Source organism: Moritella sp., from assembly GCF_033791185.1.
GTDB lineage: Bacteria > Pseudomonadota > Gammaproteobacteria > Enterobacterales > Moritellaceae > Moritella.
In genome coordinates, this window is record NZ_JASJHF010000092.1 from 1 (window position 1) to 17,681 (window position 17,681).

Here is a 17,681-nt window from a genome sequence, read left to right on the forward strand (position 1 = left end):
TCACTATCAACAATAAGCAGACCATCCTTACCTACAGACAATAAGATATTACCGCCTTTCCCCTGCAGAAATTGAAACCCAGTTTTGAGCTCTGTGACTTTAAATATCTTTTTATCGGAATGATGATCTTCGGCTAACGCGATGTTAGTCATACAACATAATGTAGCCACAATAAATGAGGAAAATAGTTTGTTCATAGGCGGGTTACTTCCTTGAGTTTGGTAGTAAAAAGTTGTGTATATGGTACTCAATGAGTCTAGCAGGTTTCTGTTTATTCGAAATCCGAGTCGGAATTATTTGAATATAAGTTAAAGATGGCCAACATATAAGAATAATTAAGGTACTGCGTTATACACTTGGCATGTTGATATGGCGCTGCTGGTGGCCATTTAATTAACCATGATGCGCTAAAACATAGTAACAAATTCACAAGCTTAATTAGACCATCATGCATGATTGTTTGTTAACTGGTGACACACTTTAACTCTGGATATAACTTTCACTTTTAGGACATAGGTTCGGCAGCAAATGAGGAGTGTAAGTGGTATTATTCAAGTGATTAGTATTTTACTGTTTTTAAGGAATTTAAATGTCTGAAGTTTTAACTCATCAAGTACTCGCAACCAAGGTACTTTTCACGAAGGCAATTACACAATCTTCAAGTCAAATTCAGTGGGTTGAACAAACAGATACCAGCACTTATGTTATTACGGATACAACACCGTTCCATCCCGTTAGCCATATTTGGCCAGATCATCCTGCGGATCGTGGTTTACTATTATGCACAGGTAATAAATATACGGTGATTAATTGTGTTACTGGTGCTTTTGATGTTGAGAATCATAAATTGCACCTAGGCTCTGATATTCCGGTGAAGCGTGGTGAAGCAGGTTGGCACTTTGTGGTTGTTCACGAGTTAGCACCGGGCGCAGCCTTAAATATCAATGATGACGTTGAACTAGTGATTGATGCTAACTATCAAGCGGCATTAAGTCGCGGCCACAGTGCAGGGCACTTAGCGTCTTTTGCATTAAATAAAGTACTTGAGCAAAGTTATTGGCGCAAAGACGCATCGCGTAAAGATGCGCTAAACAATCGTGATTTCCATTCATATGCACAGGTTTTAAGCCTGGTTTCTGAAAATAAATCGACAGACAGCTATCGTTTAGGTAAAACCTTGAAAAAACGAGGCCTTAACGTGGCTGAGATGCTGACTGATCTGGCTGAGATAGAAGCTAGGGTTAATGATGTGTTGGCAACTTGGCTTGCGACTAAAGCGCCTGTAGTAATGAAGTGTGAAGGTGAGTTACTTACCGATTCTCGCTTTTGGTGTTGCGATCTAGGTAAAGGCGAGAGTATTACTATGCCTTGTGGTGGTTCGCACGTGCAAAGTTTGGCTGAATATACTGGGATTGAGATTACCCTCACTCAAAAATCAGACCAAGATCTAGAAATGATCACAACTGCAAGTTAGTTATGTGTTCTTGAAAATAGAATTGTATATAGAAGTAGAAATAATAAAGGCGCCTGATCATGCGCCTTTTTTATTTTATGTTTTGTCACTTGAATCAGTCGTTACAATTTATCAAGCACTAATACCGGTGTTGTAGCCTGGTACGCGAAAAACCTTTCGGCATAAATCAAGAAACAGACCGTAGAACGCACCAACAAAGCAAGACACAACCGCAATATTTGATGGTGATAAATTAGTTTAGTACCGCGCGCCAACTTGGATTAGACACTGGTTCAGTCGCGATCATCGGGACTTCAGCACTGGTACCAAATTTAATTACTCGGTCACAAATAGCGTCTAGCAAATATTCATCGTGAGAGATGACCAGTAAACCGAGCTGGCCTCTGTCTACTTCTGCACACAACGCCTGCCAAATATCTTGCTGTGTGAGTGTATCTAATTGCGCGGTGATCTCATCGCACAGTAAATACCGGGTATCCGGAGCTAAAGCCCTGACGAGATTTAGGCGCTGTAACTCACCACCTGAAAGCTCTTTGGGATAGCGCTTCAACCAGCTAGGATCTATTTGGTAACGGGCTAACTGTGCTTCATCAATAGGATGACTTTCAGTCATCGATTTGTGTAATGTCCAAAGGGGATTGAATGCAAATTCAGGCTGTTGACAGACCCATTGAACACTGTTTGGCCTATTTTTGTTCGCGCTATTGTGTGTAGCCACTTTAGGCCTAGCAATAGATCCTGAATGCAGAGACTGCATGCCTGCAAGCGCCATTGCGAGCGTTGATTTTCCACACCCACTGGGGCCGCTTAGGCCGACAATTTCACCGACATTAAGGCAAAGGTCTGGAAACGTAATGATACGCTGTTGATTTTTTATTGTCGCGTTACATAGCTTGAGCATTGTTTCTCCTCATCCAATTTGCAGGACTGGCCTGCCATAGTGCTTGGGTATAGTTATTTGCAAGACCTGATAGTATGGCTTGTGGGGTTGTTTCATCAATAATACAGCCGTCTTTTAACACTAATATTCGGTCTGCTACCTGCATAAGACCGGGTAGATCATGGCTGATGATGATCACTCCTTTTTTGCTGCCCGCTTTTTTGTTGTTACGCAGTTCAGCTAATTCTTTAAACACAGCCTGAGCGCGTTGCAGCTCCAGACCACAAGTGGGTTCATCAGCAACAATGAAATCTGTATCCTGAATAAGCGCCAATGCTGTCAGTACTCGTTTTGCCATCCCGCCAGAGAGTTGATAAGGATAAAGTGGCAAAATTGACTTGGTTAAACTGGCTTGCTGTAAACTTTCAGTTAGATTAATTTGTGTTGCTGGTTGTCGCCATCTCTTCCAGCGTTTTTCTAACTGCTGAATGAGTTGGGAACGTACTCGGCTACTTGGGTTTAATGCCGTAGCCGCTTGCGCCACAATGGCTAAAGTACTATGTGCAGGATTGTTAAAGCTGATGCTGCCTGTTTGTACAAAGCCGCGTGGCAATGATTCAAGTAGCGCATTAGCGAGGATACTCTTACCGCTGCCACTGGCACCGATGATGGCTAAACATTCACCGCGTTTTACCGAGAAATTGGCATTACTCAGCAGTGTATGCTGATTATTTTTAATGGTCAGATTTTCGATGATTAACATGATGACTGCCCCTGCCTTAACTTTGCTGTAAAGCGGCCTGCATTTTCGGCAAATAATAATAATACTAAGATCAAGACTAAACCTGGAAATAAAGCCAGCCACCAGTTACCAATAATGAGATAGCGACTGGCTTCTGAGAGTAACACGCCCATTGAGGGGGAGTTTGGATTCAGGCCAAAGCCGAGAAAGGTTAAAGCGGCGGCATGTAAAATAGCATGTGGAATCAACAACAATAATCCCGTTAACCATTGTGGCAACAGATGAGGAACCATATGCTGGACTAATACCTGCCAATAGGGTTTCCCGAAATTTTTGGCTAATAATATGTAAGGTTGGCTAACTAATTGGCTGACCTCTGCACGTAGTAAGCGGGTTAACTTAGGCCAATGGCTTAACGTAATGGCAAAAATAACACCTTGTGAACTGCCACCTAATGCGAGGGTTAATAGAATGAGTAATAATAAATGCGGCAGTGACATCATGGTATCAACTAATAAGTCAACCAACCATGCTAAGCGTTCATGGCTGCTGGCAATGATTGCGAGCGAGAACGCAATAAGTGAACTTAATATGGCCGCAATACCACCAACCTCCAAGCTGCATATCAGCGCCTTCATGGTACGCGAAAATTGATCGCGACCTAGCCAGTCAGTGCCAAACCAATGTGTCATAGAGGGTGCTTGCAGTTTTGCCATTAAGTCGATATCCACGCCATGATTGGGCCAAAAATAGGCCCCTGCAACGATTAACAATAAGCAGATCAGACTCGGGTAGGAGAGATGTTTCATTTCGATAGCTCCTGACCAGGCAAAAGGTAATCGCGCAATAAATTCGCGCAGCTATTGCCGGTAAAAATGAAGATGGCTGTGATCAAGGTTATTCCCATTAGTAATGCGGTATCACCACTGAGTCCTGCTAATACGAGAGTATTACCAAGCCCTGGGAAATTAAATACCGTTTCCGCTAACACGGAACCACCGAATAACTCAGCAAAGCTAGCTAAGTGCAATACTAAAGCGGGCGTTAAGCTGTTACGTAATAAGCTGTGGCGGATAATGCCAAATGTAGATTGACCGTGCATACGCGCGTAATTGACATGGTCACTGGCTAAAACATCGAGTACTTTCTCTTTCGTGTGTAACACAATGGGGGCCAAGCTTGTTAAAGCCAGGGCAATACAAGGTAAAATTAAATGTTCAATACGAGTTAACCAAGGCACATTATTAGGGTCCATTCCCAATGGTGCTGAACAGCAAACCGGTAATAGAGTCAGTTTGACTGCAAATACATAAATTAAGATCAGAGCAAGCCAAAAAGACGGGGTACTTGCTAGTACCCAGGTTAAGCGCGTGATGAGCCGATCCCAAATACTATTTTCCTTTAATGCAGCAATAAGTCCTAAAGAATATCCTACCAATAAAGAAAGCGTCCAACTTGCGCCCATCAATAATAAAGATGATGGAAAGCGTTCTTTAATAACGTCACTCACTGGCTGTTGAAATTTAATTGAAAAACCAAGATCGCCTTGCATTAAATGTTGCGACCAGATGATAAAACGTTCTGTAATGCTCTGGTCTAAACCTAAGTTTTGTGCAAGTAACAGACGTTGCTCAGCAGATAGCGTCATCATCTGATTGCCGATATAATAATTGAGCGGTTCGATCGGTGAAATCGCTAATAGAATAAATGCGAACAGCGTGACCAACACTAACTGCAGCAAGAGCCGTGCTGTTGCACGGCCGATAATAGTTACTCGCATATCCATGACCATTCGGTAATATTTGCAGTCAGTGGCCAGCCGTGACCATGTGGCTCAGGTATCGGTGTACCTAGGTCTAAACATGAAGAGGCGGCGTAGAGATGATCTAGATTAACCAGCCAAGTCCAAGGTTGGTCCGCTTTAATCAGTTGTTGAGCCTGCTGCCAATACGGAAGAGAAGCTTCCCAAGAAGGGGCGTTATTCGCTAGGTTGATGGCTTGGTCCACTTTAGCGTTATGATAGAAGCCTGAATTGAAGAACTCGATACCGGCAAAGTCACTATGGTAAACAAAGCGGACTTCTTTCGCAGAATGGCTTCCCCAGCCCATCAATACCGGATTTTCATGCATTTTGGTGGCAATAAAATCCCAGCTGCCAGCAAGCAACTCAATGTTAATACCAAGAGGCTTGACCATACTGGCTGCGACAATCGATAATTGTTCACGCGCGCTATCACCGGCCTTGTAGAGCAGAGTGAATGTAGCTTCATGTCCATCTTTGTCGATAGTACCATTACCATTTGTATCTGCCCAACCTGCATCGCTGAGTACTTTTTTGGCGGCTACTAGGTCGGCTTTATTTGATTGGTTTTGTTCTGCCGGTCCCCAAGGCATGTCATCTGCGATGGAATGTGCCGGGCGACCATAACCGTTTAATATGCCATTGACCATTAATTCACGATCCATTGCTAGGTTAATTGCTTGCCTGATAGCCGGATCATAACTGACATTGTTACCGTTTACCTTTCCGTCATTAGCTTTACGCGGTTTGTTCACTGGCCAGACTATACCGCGGTTATCAACGCTATCAATATTCCACAGCGTTAAAGGCGGTGTGATCGACGCTGAAAATCGCTGTGGAATAGCGGCAAGCTGCAATTGACCAGATTTGAGTAGTGCCAATCGGCTATCTTCATCGGTAAACACAACCAGGATATTTTCAAATTGTGGTTTTTGCGCATAGTAATATGGATTTGCTTTGATCAGCATCTGCTGACCTTTATCCCAGCGTTGAAAAACGTAGGGGCCAGAGCCTATTGGATTTTGACCGTATTTTTTGTTGTAGCTATCTTTTGGTACTATGCCTAATGATGTTAGCTCATCGATGAAAGTAATATCAGCTTGCTTTAGGATAAAACGGATCTTGTGTGCATCAACAACTTCTATGTTAACAACGTTGTTTAAATCATGCGTAGTTGCAGCATTTTTTGCTGTTTGATAAGTGAAGGCGATATCATCTGTGGTAAGATCTCGACCGTTACTGAATTTAATATTTTTCTTTAATTCAATAGTCCAGATTAAGCGGTCGCTCGAAAGTGTCCAATTCTTAGCAAGATCGCCAGTGAGCTCTAAATTTTTATTACGACGAATAAGGGTTGATTGAAATAATGGATCGCCATAACTACCCCAGCCATAGATTGGATCAAACCCTGAATCTGGCTCACTGCCTAGCGATATGATCAATTGTTCAGGTATTGCAGTATTAGGCTCTGAAGCAGCGATTGTAAATGGGGTAATAAAGACTATTGATGCTAATAATACAGATGAAATGTTCACTTTCCTGACTCCTTGGTAGTTTAGAGTAATGATACTAATATTAAATTCGTCATACTCAAAGGTGGGAATGTGTCAAAGATCACAATTTCACAAAACAGCATTTAAAAGGTTAAGATTTATGAGTGATGAAACAGTTAGGTTTACGGTGTCGTTACCTAAGAAACTATTTGATAACATGGAGGGTGAGGTATGTGACAAGTCGTATAGTTCGCGTTCGGAATATATTCGCGATTTATTTCGTGAAAGACAGGTGGATCATCAATGGGATAACTCACAGGATGAAGTCATTGGTGTTCTCACTTTAATTTTTGATCACCATCAGCGTGGCTTAACCGAAAAGCTCGTTGAAATCCAGCATGCTCATTCTGTATTTATACTTTGTTCCACTCATGTACATATTAGTCATCATGATTGTTTGGAAACTATTATTATTAGAGGCAATGCGAAAGAAGTTAATCAACTTGCCAACAGTATCGGTGCATTAAAAGGTGTTAAATTGTCGCGCCTGACTAAAGCTGCGCAGGTATAACGCATACAGATCAATAAAGGCGCTAATCAGCGCCTTTATTGATTTCCTAGGTTACTTCGCAATTATGAACTAATCGTTGCGTGATAACCGGGTACGCGAAAAATCTTTCGGCATAAATCAAGAAACAGGCCGTAAAACACACCAACAAAGCAGGACACTACCGCATTACTTGATACTGCTGTTACGATCTGAGCGAAGTCAGCACCGACCGATAATAAAATTAATGCATAAGCTGGCGATTGAAAAGACACATAAGCAAACGTATCACCAAACTTCTTGGTTAGTTTACTCTTTACTAATTTAGCACCAGTCTTGATTATAAAGTCACGATATAAACCATATGGATATGCAATGGCTATATTGACGGGAATTGAAACCACACGAGAAGCTAAAGATCGCTCAAACGACATCCCTGAGACAAATATCTCAATCAACATGCCCACAACGAAACTAAATACTACCATTGCGAATGTGTCAGCTGCGGCATTACGGACGCAGAAAGGGGCTTTAACTTGCACTTGCTTATCTCCAAATAGGTTAATATCGTATATAAATTGATTTATCCATCACTTATAAACTGGATACTTGGCTATAAGTGGAATAAGTGGGTATTAAATCACGTATTAACCAGTATTAATCGCTGTTGTTTTATCGGTTTTTAAGTTTTTTGTGTATTAAATACTGAGAATGGAGGAAAAATAGAGACTAAATGCTGAGGCAAACAAAAAACGCTGCAAGCTAGTGTGACACGGGTCAAATTACTGACCGAAATTATCGGTCAGCATCTCGTAAGTTAGGATTACTTATTGACAGTTAGGTAAGGTAGTTAGGCGGTTAGGGTAATTTCATAGCTGGTGAATTTACGGATATTGATAACACCCGTATCAAAAAACAAGTATTGGCCTTTAATACCTTGTAATACACCCGTTACAACGGGTTCTTTATCAAAGTTATGTGACACAATCTTGGTCGGATGTTGAGTGACAGGATAATTAATCGTAACAATCTCTTCTTCCAGTTCTTCAATTGCATCCAAACCATACATCATTTCAATATTACCTAATTGCTCTTCAATTAAAGGCATTAAGCGAGCGGCTTCTACTTTTAAATTAATGTCGCTGTTTTCACCTTTAAGCATGGTGCGCCAGTTGGTTTTATCACCAATGAACTCAGCTAATGCGGTTTCAACCAGTCCTGATATCAAGCGAGTTTTAACTTTGAATATAGGTAGGCCTTGTGTAGCACCTTGGTCTATCCAACGTGTTGGTAATTGCGTGTGGCGAGTAATGCCGACTTTTAGTGCCGATGTATTTGAGAGGTATACATAGTGGTCAGTCATACAAAAATCATCAGCCCATTGTGGTTCACGGCAAGTACCGTGCTCATAATGGCATGTTTCTGGCTTCATAATACACATGTCACAACTTGCTAATTTACGTGTACAAACAAAGCAGTGGCCTTGTGAATAGCTTTTCTTGGTTTTCTTACCACAATTTGAGCAATGTATGTTGCCAGTGTGCGTCAGTGTAATTGATTTACCGATAAGTTCGTTTAACGGAACAAGAGTATCGTCGAGCGGTAATTGGTAACTCACACTATTATCTGCGTTAAGTGTTGAAACCATTTTACTGATATGGCCTGTGTATGACATTTTTATATTCCATTGCTGGTGAAATTTTATGGGATTATGGATTGTCGATTTACATGTTCATTCTTATATATGAGGGATAAATTCATGCAAGATCAACAAAAGCCGTGTAATTATAATGTAATTCTATATAATACTGGGTCTGAAATTTCTTTCTACTTATAGTTTTTACTTTTGGTAATACGATTACAAAAGGTTCAAATTCAAATTTCAGTTTATTTAGAGGGGCTTGGTCATCTGTATTAATTACCTCTCTAAAAATCATTATCGCAGGGTGTGTTGTTCACACCCTAAATTTATGCAAACGCTGCATCGTAGGCAGCATCACTGCAAAAGGATATAAAATGCCTGTTATTACTCTTCCAGATGGCGCTCAGCGTCAATTTGACAATCCAGTATCAATAATGGATATTGCCGCAGATATCAGTTCTGGTCTTGCTAAAGCGTGTATCGCTGGCCGTGTTAACGGTGAACGTGTTGACGCATGTGACTTGATCACTGAAGACGCTGCAATTGAAATCATTACTTCTAAAGATGCTGATGGTTTAGAGATCTTACGTCACTCTTGTGCGCATTTACTTGGTCATGCTATTAAGCAACTATGGCCAAACACCAAGATGGCTATTGGTCCTACCATTGATAAAGGCTTCTATTATGACGTCGAAATGGAAGAACCAATTAGTGAAGCTGATTTAGCTAAACTAGAAAAGCACATGACTAAACTGGTTAAGACCAACTATCAAGTAATTAAGAAAGTTGTATCTTGGCAAGAAGCGCGTGACACGTTTGAAGCGCGCGGTGAAACTTATAAAGTAGCTATCTTAGACGAGAATATCGGCCGAGATGAAACGCCTGCTTTATATCACCATGAAGAATACATCGACATGTGTCGTGGCCCACACGTACCAGTAATGAAACATTGCCAGCATTTTAAATTAATGTCTGTTGCCGGTGCATACTGGCGTGGTAACTCTGACAACAAAATGTTGCAACGTGTTTATGGTACAGCTTGGACAGATAAGAAAGAGCTTAAAGAGTACCTGCAACGCCTTGTTGAAGCAGAGAAACGTGATCACCGTAAAATTGGTAAGCAGCTTGATCTTTACCATATGCAAGAAGATGCTCCGGGCATGGTGTTCTGGCATAACGATGGTTGGACGATTTTCCGTGAGTTAGAAACGTTTATTCGTGAAAAACTACGTGACTTTAATTACCAAGAAGTGAAAGGTCCTCAAATCATGGATCGTAGCTTATGGGAAAAATCAGGTCACTGGGACAAATATGCAGACGGTATGTTCTGTACGCATTCGGAAAACCGCGAATACGCGATTAAACCAATGAACTGTCCTGGTCACGTACAGATTTATAACCAAGGTTTAAAATCTTACCGTGATTTACCATTACGTATGGCTGAGTTTGGCTCATGTCACCGTAATGAACCATCTGGCTCGCTACATGGCTTAATGCGTGTACGTGGTTTCACTCAGGATGATGCTCATATCTTCTGTACTGAAGACCAAATACAACAAGAAGTGTCAGATTGTATCAAGATGGTTTTCGAAACTTATGAAACGTTTGGTTTCAAAGATATCGAAATTAAACTGTCAACACGCCCTGAAAATCGTGTAGGTAGTGACGAAACTTGGGATAAATCAGAAAAAGCACTTGCTGATGCATTAACAGCTAGTGGCCTAAGCTATGAGATACAAGAAGGCGAGGGTGCGTTCTACGGACCTAAAATTGAATTCACCCTACATGACTGTTTAGATCGTGCATGGCAATGTGGTACAATTCAGCTAGACTTCTCAATGCCTGAGAAATTAGGTGCTGAATATGTGTGCGAAAATAACGGTCGTGATACGCCTGTTATGATTCACCGAGCTATTTTAGGTTCTCTTGAGCGCTTCATCGGTATTCTAATTGAAGAATATGCTGGTCTTTTCCCTACTTGGATTTCACCTGTTCAAGCTGTTGTAATGAACATTACAGACAAACAGGCTGTTTTTGCTACAGAATTTGTAGAAAAAATGAAGAAAGTAGGCATTAGAGCAAAATTAGACTTGAGAAATGAGAAGATAGGCTTTAAAATCCGCGAACATACTTTGAAACGTATTCCATATCTTTTGGTTATCGGCGATAAAGAAGTCGAATCAGGAGAAATTGCAGTACGTACTCGTAAGGGCGTTGACTTAGGTACTATGAAGTTAGATGACTTCATTAGTAAATTACAAACTGAAGTCAACAGCCGCGGTAAAACAACTTTGGAGGATTCGTTATAAAAGGCGGAAAAAAAGGCCAACAACAGACGGCCAGACAACATCGTATCAACGAAGAAATTCTTATACCTGAATGTCGATTAAACGGTGATGATGGTGAAGTGATTGGAATCGTATCTATAAGAGAAGCACTTGCTAAAGCAGAAGAAGCAAGTTTAGACCTAGTAGAAATTAGCCCGAATGCCGAGCCTCCTGTTTGCCGTATAATGGATTACGGTAAATTTATATACGAGAAAAGTAAGTCTGTTAAAGAACAGAAGAAAAAGCAAATTCGGGTTCAGGTTAAGGAAATAAAATTCCGACCTGGAACTGACACTGGCGATTATCAGGTAAAACTACGCAACCTGACTCGCTTCCTCGAAGAAGGCAACAAAGCGAAAATCACGCTGCGTTTCCGAGGTCGAGAAATGGCGCACCAGAGCTTAGGCTTTGATCTTTTGAATCGTATTAAAGACGATCTAAAAGAAATTGCAGTCGTGGAGGCTTTCCCGAAAATGGAAGGTCGTCAAGCTGTAATGGTGTTAGCCCCAAAAAAGAAATAGTAGGTGCTTCCAAGTAATATGAGTGCGTAAGTACTCATGTTCGCCTTACTATTAATCATTAATATTCAACAATGCGGAGTTATAATGCCTAAGTTGAAATCGAATAAAGGTGCTGCAAAGCGCTTTAAAAAAACCGCTAATGGTTTTAAACGCAAACAGTCTCATCTACGTCATATCTTGACCAAGAAGAGCACAAAACGTAAACGTCACCTTCGTGGTACGCAAATGGTTGCAGCATCTGATGTAGCATCTGTTAAACGTATGCTTCCATACGCTTAATTTTAGATATAAAAGAGGAAAATAGTTATGCCTAGAGTTAAACGCGGTGTTGTTGCACGTGCTCGTCACAAGAAAGTCTTAAAACAAGCTAAAGGTTATTACGGAGCTCGTTCACGAGTTTATCGTGTTGCCTTCCAAGCAGTTACTAAAGCTGGTCAATATGCTTACCGTGACCGTCGTCAACGTAAACGTCAATTCCGTCAATTATGGATTACACGTATTAACGCTGCTGCACGTCAAAATGGTATGTCTTACAGCCGTTTCATTAATGGCCTTAAACACGCCTCTATTGAAATCGATCGTAAGATCTTAGCAGACATTGCTGTATTCGATAAAGCGGCATTTACTGTACTAGTAAATAAAGCAAAAGAAGCAGTTGCTTAATTATTAATTAAGTAACAGTTATTAAAAGGAGGCTTAGGCCTCCTTTTTTAGTATTTGTAGATAAATTAATACCAAACTGCTATTAACCCCTCCTAACGAAGCCCTCTATATACTTGCATTATGCTTTTCTGTAATATCGATTAATCAATTTAAAATAATTTTGAGATAGATCTTCAAATTTATGCATTATTTATTATCTTTACTTCTTTTTATAGTCCTTAGCCTTAACACTGTTTTTGCACATGCAGAAGGCATCGAAATTGGCTCAGACTTTAATGTCGGGCATCTTGGCTCATCACTCAAACACTTTGAAGATAAAACCAACTCATATACATTTGACGATCTGTCACAAAAAAAGTCATCTATTCCATGGATAAAAAGCAAGCAAAGCCATTTTAATTTTGGATTCTCAGACAGCTCATTTTGGTTTCAGGGCGAAATAGTCAATAAAGCGGGCGTTGAAAAGTTCCTCATTATAGATTTTGGTGATTCATTATTAGATAAAATAGATCTTTATTTGATTCATGATGATGGTAGCACTACAGTTAAAAAGCTGGGTACCCGCAGTCATGATAATGAAAACATGTCTAATTTAACATTTGCGACCGGTTTTAAGATCGAAGCAGATGAAACTATCCGTTATTACATACGCCTAAAAACAAGTGCATTCCTACAGACACCATTGATGATTTGGGATGCGAATGATTTTATCGATGAACAATCACAACATAAAATAATGGTGGGTATTTTTACTGGTTTATTCTTAATGATGATTTGTTATTTGATATTTTTGTATATACATCTTCATGAACCGAAATTAATTCAGTATGTATTATTTATCGTTTGTTATTTGTCCGTTATTTGGATAGTCGAAGGATTTGGTTTTGCCTATAACATCGACTTTATCGCACGGTATTATGATTTTATCATCATAGTGTTAATGGGGGCTATTGGATTAAATCTAAGTTTGTTTGCGCGGCAATTACTACAGCTAAGGTACCGAACTTGGTTTTCACTCTCGACTAACATACTGATTATTTTCTCAGCTATAGTGATGACTAGTCCGTTATTATTTTCTTTTAAAATAGGGGTCTTGCTAGTATCAGGTCTAGCCTTAGCGATTACAGTTTTGTCTGTTGTATGCGGTTTATTTTTCATCCATGGTGAATCAGCAGATGTTCGTTTTTATGTATTATCAATGGTGTATTTTATACTCGGTATTGATATACATATCCTCACGCGCTTTGGATTGTTTGGTCAGTATGAGTTCTCCGATTATGTGTCAGCATGTTCAGCACTCGTTGTATTAATGTATCTGTGCTGGAATTTTGCTAAGCAAATGGCCCATGAACGTATCGTAACAAAAGATGTAGAGAAACAAATCACATCGGTGAATGAACGTTATTACAGTGTATTCCAAAATGCGGCTGAAGGGATGTTTACAACTACTCTCGATGGCGATGTATTAGCTATGAACAAAGCCATGTGTCGATTATTGGGTTTTATTAATCTTGATGACATGAAGCAATCAGGACATTTTAAGGCTGATGAGTTTTATGCGGATCCACATTTACGTGAAAAAATAATAAAAAAACTCGGTATTGAAGGCGAAATTAGCAGTATAGAAATGTCTGGGTATGACCGCTATGGTGAAATATTCCATGGTGAAATTAACATGCGCTTAAATATACAGCCTGATATAACGGTTATTGATGGTTCATTTGTGAATACCACAAAACGTAAACAACATGAGATAAAACTTGAGTCAATCGAAAAATATGATCAATTAACAGGATTGGTCAATCGGGTACATTTTGAAAAACTGGTTGGGCGATCATTAGACCTATCGCGAGAACATGACCATTTGCTACTCGAAGATCATATCTTGCTGTACATGGACCTTGATCAATTTAAGTTGGTAAACGACATATGTGGTCATGACGTTGGTGACGCTTTACTGAAAAAAATCACGGTTGTATTAAAGTCTCAGCTTGATGACAATGCGATATTAGCACGTCTCGGTGGCGATGAATTCGGTATTCTGCTTAAAACAAACATTGATAATGCACTTGAGGTAGCTGACACCATTCGTTGCGCTATCGAAGATTTTAGGTTCACTCATATTGGTCGCCATTTTGTACTCGGAATGAGTATTGGTATCGTGGTTTTAGATGAATCGATTGAAAATTTCTCTCAAGCATTAAGCCTTGCTGATACGGCCTGTTTTACCGCGAAAGAGCAGGGACGTAACCGTATTTACGTATATAGTAACTGTAATGATGTCATGTTAGGACATCAACGTGAAATGCGTTGGATTGGCGTATTACGTGAAGCGTTAGATGAAGATCGTTTCGAGTTAGCATTTCAAACCATAAAACCGTTGTCCCCTTCAATTAAGGAGGGGTATCGTTATGAAATTTTACTTCGTTTGCGAGATGAAGAAGGTAATTTACTATCACCAAGTGAATTTATCGCGGCGGCGGAGAATTACAACTTTATGTCGCAGATAGATCGCTGGGTAGTTAAAACATACTGCCAATGGTTATCTTCTAACCCTAACCATCTTGCTATGCTTAGTTCTGCTTCTATCAATTTGTGTGGACAGTCTTTAGTTGATAGAAGTATGCATTTATTTATTGAAAACACGATTTCGATGTATGGTATTCCCCCTGAAAAGCTCTGCTTTGAAATTACAGAAAGTCAGGCAATTATGGATTTTGACCAAACAATAATATTTATGAATAAGTTCAAAAAATTAGGTTGTCGGTTTAGTCTTGATGATTTCGGTAGTGGTTTTTCATCGTATAGTTATATTAAACGATTACCAATCGATCAACTCAAAATTGATGGTGCATTTATTGAAAATATTGAGACTGATGACGTTGATTACACCATGGTAAAATCATTTAATGACATCGCTAAAGCTGTGAATATTAAAACAGTTGCTGAATATGTAGAGAATGACAACATTAAAAATATATTATCTGAAATCGGTATTGATTATGTTCAAGGCTATTTAATAGCCAAACCCGCACTTTTAGTCGATTTAGTTGATAATGAACAACTTGATTCAGCTTAAGTACTAGCACTTCCGCTAACTTTTAAGTAAAATCATCCATTACTGAATGAATCTATTCACTTTTCCTGCCAACAGGGTGATAAGAAAAACATGCAACACCTTAAAGAAATAATCGCACAGGCCGTAGAAGCCGTAGCAAACGCAACTGACTTAGCAACATTGGACACTGTTCGTGTTGAGTACCTTGGTAAAAAAGGTATTTTAACAGAACAGATGAAAACATTAGGCAAACTGCCTCCAGCAGAGAAACCTAAAGCTGGTCAAGCGATTAACATCGCTAAACAAGAAGTTCAAAAAGTCATTAACGAAAAGCGTGATGCATTTCAGCAAGCAGTTCTAGATGCTAAATTAGCAGAAGAAATGATTGATGTTACTGCACCAGGTCGTAGCAACCTAAACGGTGGTTTACATCCTGTAACACGTACTATCGAACGTATTGAATCATTTTTCGGTGAATTAGGTTTCGCTGTTAAATCTGGTCCAGAAGTTGAAAATGATTATTACAACTTTGATGCATTGAACATCCCTGAGCACCATCCTGCTCGTGCGGATCACGATACATTTTACTTTAATCCTAAATTAGTACTAAGAACACAAACGTCTGGTGTTCAGATCCGTACCATGGAGGTTGAAAAACCGCCTATTCGTATCATTTCTCCAGGCCGTGTTTTCCGTAATGATTACGATCAAACTCACACACCAATGTTCCATCAAGTAGAAGGTCTATTTGTAGATGAAAAAGTAAGCTTTAGCGAGCTGAAAGGTGTGTTACACGATTTCCTAAACAACTTCTTTGAAGAAGATTTAGAAATTCGTTTCCGTCCTTCTTATTTCCCATTCACAGAAACTTCTGCTGAAGTTGATGTTATGGGCAAAAACGGTAAATGGTTAGAAGTACTAGGCTGCGGCATGGTTCACCCTAACGTATTAACCTCTGTTGGAATCGACCCTGAAAAATACTCAGGCTTTGCCTTTGGTATGGGTGTTGAACGTTTAGCGATGCTTCGCTATGGCGTTAACGATTTACGTTCATTTTTCGAAAATGATTTACGTTTCCTCAAGCAGTTTAAATAAGATAGGACTCAATAATGAAATTCAGTAATGAATGGTTACAAACTTGGGTACAACCAGGTCTTACAAATGAAGAGCTAGCACATCAGATTACAATGGCTGGTCTTGAAGTTGACGGTATTGATGCTGTTGCTGGTGATTTCACTGGTATCGTTGTCGGTCACGTTGTTGAGTGTGGTCAACACCCTGATGCCGATAAGTTACAAGTAACAAAAATCGATATCGGTGCTGAAGAGCTTATCGACATCGTATGTGGCGCATCTAACTGCCGTGCAGGCCTTAAAGTTGCAGTTGCAACTGTGGGTGCTGTATTGCCTGGCGACTTCAAAATTAAGAAAGCAAAACTACGTGGTCAACCATCACACGGTATGCTTTGTTCTGAATCTGAAATGGGTATGGCTGAATCAGCAGAAGGTATTATTGAATTACCAGCTGATGCAGTACCGGGTACTTGTATCCGTGAATATCTTGGTCTTGATGATGTAGCAATTGAAGTTGATCTGACTCCTAACCGTGCCGATTGCTTAAGCATCGCAGGTATTGCTCGTGAAGTCGGTGTTTTAAATAACATCACTGCAACAGCACCAGAATGGACGAATGCAACAGAAACAAGTACTGAAACAGTAAGTATTTCTGTTGAAGCAACTGAACAGTGTCCTCGTTACCTTGGTCGTGTGATTAGTAACTTAGATATGAGCGCGAAAACACCGTTATGGATGGTTGAGCGTTTACGTCGCTGTGGCACACGTTCAATTGATCCTGTTGTTGACGTAACTAACTATGTATTGTTAGAACTTGGTCAACCGATGCATGCATTTGATCTTGCTACTTTGACTGGTGCTATTAATGTTCGTCTTGCTAATCAAGATGAAAAATTAACACTGCTTGATGGCAATGAAGTTAAACTAAACGACAATACATTGGTTATTGCTGATGATAGCGGCGCTATTGCAATGGCGGGTATCTTCGGTGGCGAAAAAACGGGTGTAACGACTGCAACTAACTCTATCTTATTAGAGTCTGCATTCTTTAGTCCATTAGCGATCACTGGTCGTGCACGTGCATACGGTTTACATACTGATTCATCACACCGTTTCGAACGTGGTGTTGATTTTGAACTTCAGTACCAAGCAATGGAGCGAGCGACACAGTTAATCGTTGAAATTTGCGGTGGCGAAGTAGCTCCTGTTGTTGATGTAACAACGGAAGCTGCATTACCGACACACGCTCCGATCAACTTACGTCGTCATCAATTAGATAAAGTAATTGGTTTCCACGTTGAAGACGAAAAAGTAACTGAAATTTTAAACACATTGGGTCTAGCACCTACGTTTGAAAATGACACTTGGACTGTTATTTCTCCTTCATTCCGCTTCGACATCGAAGTTGAAGTTGACCTGATTGAAGAAGTTGCTCGTGTATTTGGTTATAACAACATCCC

Annotated in this window: 17 protein-coding genes and 1 pseudogene; 9 read left to right on the forward strand and 9 right to left on the reverse strand. The window is 40.1% G+C overall.

The annotated features are described in order from the left end of the window. Window positions 1-197: pseudogene (locus QNK26_RS05800) on the reverse strand (MBL fold metallo-hydrolase); the annotation flags it as partial. A gap of 392 nt (window positions 198-589) precedes the next feature. Between QNK26_RS05800 and QNK26_RS05805 the strand changes: the two are divergent. Further along, window positions 590-1,474 (forward strand): alanyl-tRNA editing protein, encoded by an 885-nt coding sequence (locus QNK26_RS05805; RefSeq protein ID WP_319221458.1) that lies wholly within the window; start codon window positions 590-592, stop codon window positions 1,472-1,474. Between the two features lie 111 nt (window positions 1,475-1,585). Here QNK26_RS05805 and QNK26_RS05810 read toward each other — a convergent pair whose 3' ends face one another. The 6 genes from QNK26_RS05810 to QNK26_RS05835 are packed head-to-tail and all read right to left on the reverse strand — an operon-like array spanning window position 1,586 to window position 6,432. Next, window positions 1,586-1,681 (reverse strand): hypothetical protein, encoded by a 96-nt coding sequence (locus QNK26_RS05810; RefSeq protein ID WP_319221459.1) that lies wholly within the window; start codon window positions 1,679-1,681, stop codon window positions 1,586-1,588. 25 nt (window positions 1,682-1,706) lie between these two features. After that, complete coding sequence (locus tag QNK26_RS05815) at window positions 1,707-2,375, reverse strand: ATP-binding cassette domain-containing protein (RefSeq protein ID WP_319221461.1); 669 nt, start codon at window positions 2,373-2,375, stop codon at window positions 1,707-1,709. Then, window positions 2,359-3,117: an ATP-binding cassette domain-containing protein gene (locus QNK26_RS05820; RefSeq protein ID WP_319221462.1), complete on the reverse strand. Its 759-nt coding sequence runs from the start codon at window positions 3,115-3,117 to the stop codon at window positions 2,359-2,361. The genes QNK26_RS05815 and QNK26_RS05820 overlap by 17 nt, the downstream gene beginning before the upstream one ends. Next, window positions 3,111-3,905, reverse strand: a complete 795-nt coding sequence (locus tag QNK26_RS05825; protein ID WP_319221464.1) for an ABC transporter permease — start codon at window positions 3,903-3,905, stop codon at window positions 3,111-3,113. Before QNK26_RS05825 ends, QNK26_RS05820 begins: the two co-directional genes overlap by 7 nt. Continuing rightward, on the reverse strand, window positions 3,902-4,876 hold the full coding sequence (locus QNK26_RS05830) for an ABC transporter permease (RefSeq protein WP_319221465.1): 975 nt from the start codon (window positions 4,874-4,876) through the stop codon (window positions 3,902-3,904). Before QNK26_RS05830 ends, QNK26_RS05825 begins: the two co-directional genes overlap by 4 nt. Further along, a complete protein-coding gene (locus QNK26_RS05835; RefSeq protein WP_319221467.1) occupies window positions 4,867-6,432 on the reverse strand; it encodes an ABC transporter substrate-binding protein in 1,566 nt (521 codons plus the stop codon). The genes QNK26_RS05830 and QNK26_RS05835 overlap by 10 nt, the downstream gene beginning before the upstream one ends. 118 nt (window positions 6,433-6,550) lie before the next feature. Between QNK26_RS05835 and nikR the strand changes: the two genes are divergently transcribed. Then, entirely contained in the window at window positions 6,551-6,961 is a 411-nt protein-coding gene (gene nikR, locus QNK26_RS05840; RefSeq protein WP_319221469.1) for a nickel-responsive transcriptional regulator NikR, read from the forward strand. A gap of 62 nt (window positions 6,962-7,023) precedes the next feature. On the opposite strand, the gene QNK26_RS05845 is transcribed toward nikR, so the two are convergent. Both QNK26_RS05845 and QNK26_RS05850 read right to left on the reverse strand, forming a co-directional pair. Further along, window positions 7,024-7,479 carry an L-alanine exporter AlaE gene (locus QNK26_RS05845; protein WP_319221471.1) on the reverse strand — a complete coding sequence of 152 codons (456 nt, stop codon included), beginning with the start codon at window positions 7,477-7,479 and terminating at the stop codon, window positions 7,024-7,026. Between the two features lie 308 nt (window positions 7,480-7,787). Continuing rightward, on the reverse strand, window positions 7,788-8,612 hold the full coding sequence (locus QNK26_RS05850; protein WP_319221472.1) for a DUF2797 domain-containing protein: 825 nt from the start codon (window positions 8,610-8,612) through the stop codon (window positions 7,788-7,790). A gap of 341 nt (window positions 8,613-8,953) precedes the next feature. Here QNK26_RS05850 and thrS point away from each other — a divergent pair, with 341 nt between their 5' ends. The 7 genes from thrS to pheT form a co-directional block, all read left to right on the forward strand. Continuing rightward, on the forward strand, window positions 8,954-10,888 hold the full coding sequence (gene thrS, locus QNK26_RS05855; protein ID WP_319221474.1) for a threonine--tRNA ligase: 1,935 nt from the start codon (window positions 8,954-8,956) through the stop codon (window positions 10,886-10,888). Beyond that, window positions 10,885-11,427 carry a translation initiation factor IF-3 gene (infC, locus tag QNK26_RS05860; protein WP_319221488.1) on the forward strand — a complete coding sequence of 181 codons (543 nt, stop codon included), beginning with the start codon at window positions 10,885-10,887 and terminating at the stop codon, window positions 11,425-11,427. The genes thrS and infC overlap by 4 nt, the downstream gene beginning before the upstream one ends. Before the next feature lie 84 nt (window positions 11,428-11,511). Beyond that, window positions 11,512-11,706 carry a 50S ribosomal protein L35 gene (gene rpmI / locus QNK26_RS05865; RefSeq protein WP_101062591.1) on the forward strand — a complete coding sequence of 65 codons (195 nt, stop codon included), beginning with the start codon at window positions 11,512-11,514 and terminating at the stop codon, window positions 11,704-11,706. A gap of 27 nt (window positions 11,707-11,733) precedes the next feature. Then, entirely contained in the window at window positions 11,734-12,090 is a 357-nt protein-coding gene (rplT, locus tag QNK26_RS05870) for a 50S ribosomal protein L20 (RefSeq protein ID WP_019439702.1), read from the forward strand. Between the two features lie 181 nt (window positions 12,091-12,271). After that, window positions 12,272-15,169, forward strand: a complete 2,898-nt coding sequence (locus tag QNK26_RS05875) for an EAL domain-containing protein (protein ID WP_319221482.1) — start codon at window positions 12,272-12,274, stop codon at window positions 15,167-15,169. A gap of 90 nt (window positions 15,170-15,259) precedes the next feature. Continuing rightward, window positions 15,260-16,243: a phenylalanine--tRNA ligase subunit alpha gene (gene pheS, locus QNK26_RS05880; protein WP_319221484.1), complete on the forward strand. Its 984-nt coding sequence runs from the start codon at window positions 15,260-15,262 to the stop codon at window positions 16,241-16,243. A gap of 14 nt (window positions 16,244-16,257) precedes the next feature. Continuing rightward, window positions 16,258-17,681 (forward strand): phenylalanine--tRNA ligase subunit beta (pheT, locus tag QNK26_RS05885; protein WP_319221486.1); only part of this gene is annotated, 1,424 nt, incomplete at its 3' end.

Excerpts from the sequence above, each read along its gene's own strand:
- QNK26_RS05805 (WP_319221458.1), top strand. The coding sequence starts at position 590 with ATGTCTGAAGTTTTAACTCATCAAGTACTCGCAACCAAGGTACTTTTC.
- QNK26_RS05815 (WP_319221461.1), bottom strand. The coding sequence starts at position 2,375 with ATGCTCAAGCTATGTAACGCGACAATAAAAAATCAACAGCGTATCATT.
- QNK26_RS05820 (WP_319221462.1), bottom strand. The coding sequence starts at position 3,117 with ATGTTAATCATCGAAAATCTGACCATTAAAAATAATCAGCATACACTG.
- QNK26_RS05825 (WP_319221464.1), bottom strand. The coding sequence starts at position 3,905 with ATGAAACATCTCTCCTACCCGAGTCTGATCTGCTTATTGTTAATCGTT.
- QNK26_RS05830 (WP_319221465.1), bottom strand. The coding sequence starts at position 4,876 with ATGCGAGTAACTATTATCGGCCGTGCAACAGCACGGCTCTTGCTGCAG.
- nikR (WP_319221469.1), top strand. The coding sequence starts at position 6,551 with ATGAGTGATGAAACAGTTAGGTTTACGGTGTCGTTACCTAAGAAACTA.
- QNK26_RS05850 (WP_319221472.1), bottom strand. The coding sequence starts at position 8,612 with ATGTCATACACAGGCCATATCAGTAAAATGGTTTCAACACTTAACGCA.
- thrS (WP_319221474.1), top strand. The coding sequence starts at position 8,954 with ATGCCTGTTATTACTCTTCCAGATGGCGCTCAGCGTCAATTTGACAAT.
- rpmI (WP_101062591.1), top strand. The coding sequence starts at position 11,512 with ATGCCTAAGTTGAAATCGAATAAAGGTGCTGCAAAGCGCTTTAAAAAA.
- rplT (WP_019439702.1), top strand. The coding sequence starts at position 11,734 with ATGCCTAGAGTTAAACGCGGTGTTGTTGCACGTGCTCGTCACAAGAAA.
- QNK26_RS05875 (WP_319221482.1), top strand. The coding sequence starts at position 12,272 with ATGCATTATTTATTATCTTTACTTCTTTTTATAGTCCTTAGCCTTAAC.
- pheS (WP_319221484.1), top strand. The coding sequence starts at position 15,260 with ATGCAACACCTTAAAGAAATAATCGCACAGGCCGTAGAAGCCGTAGCA.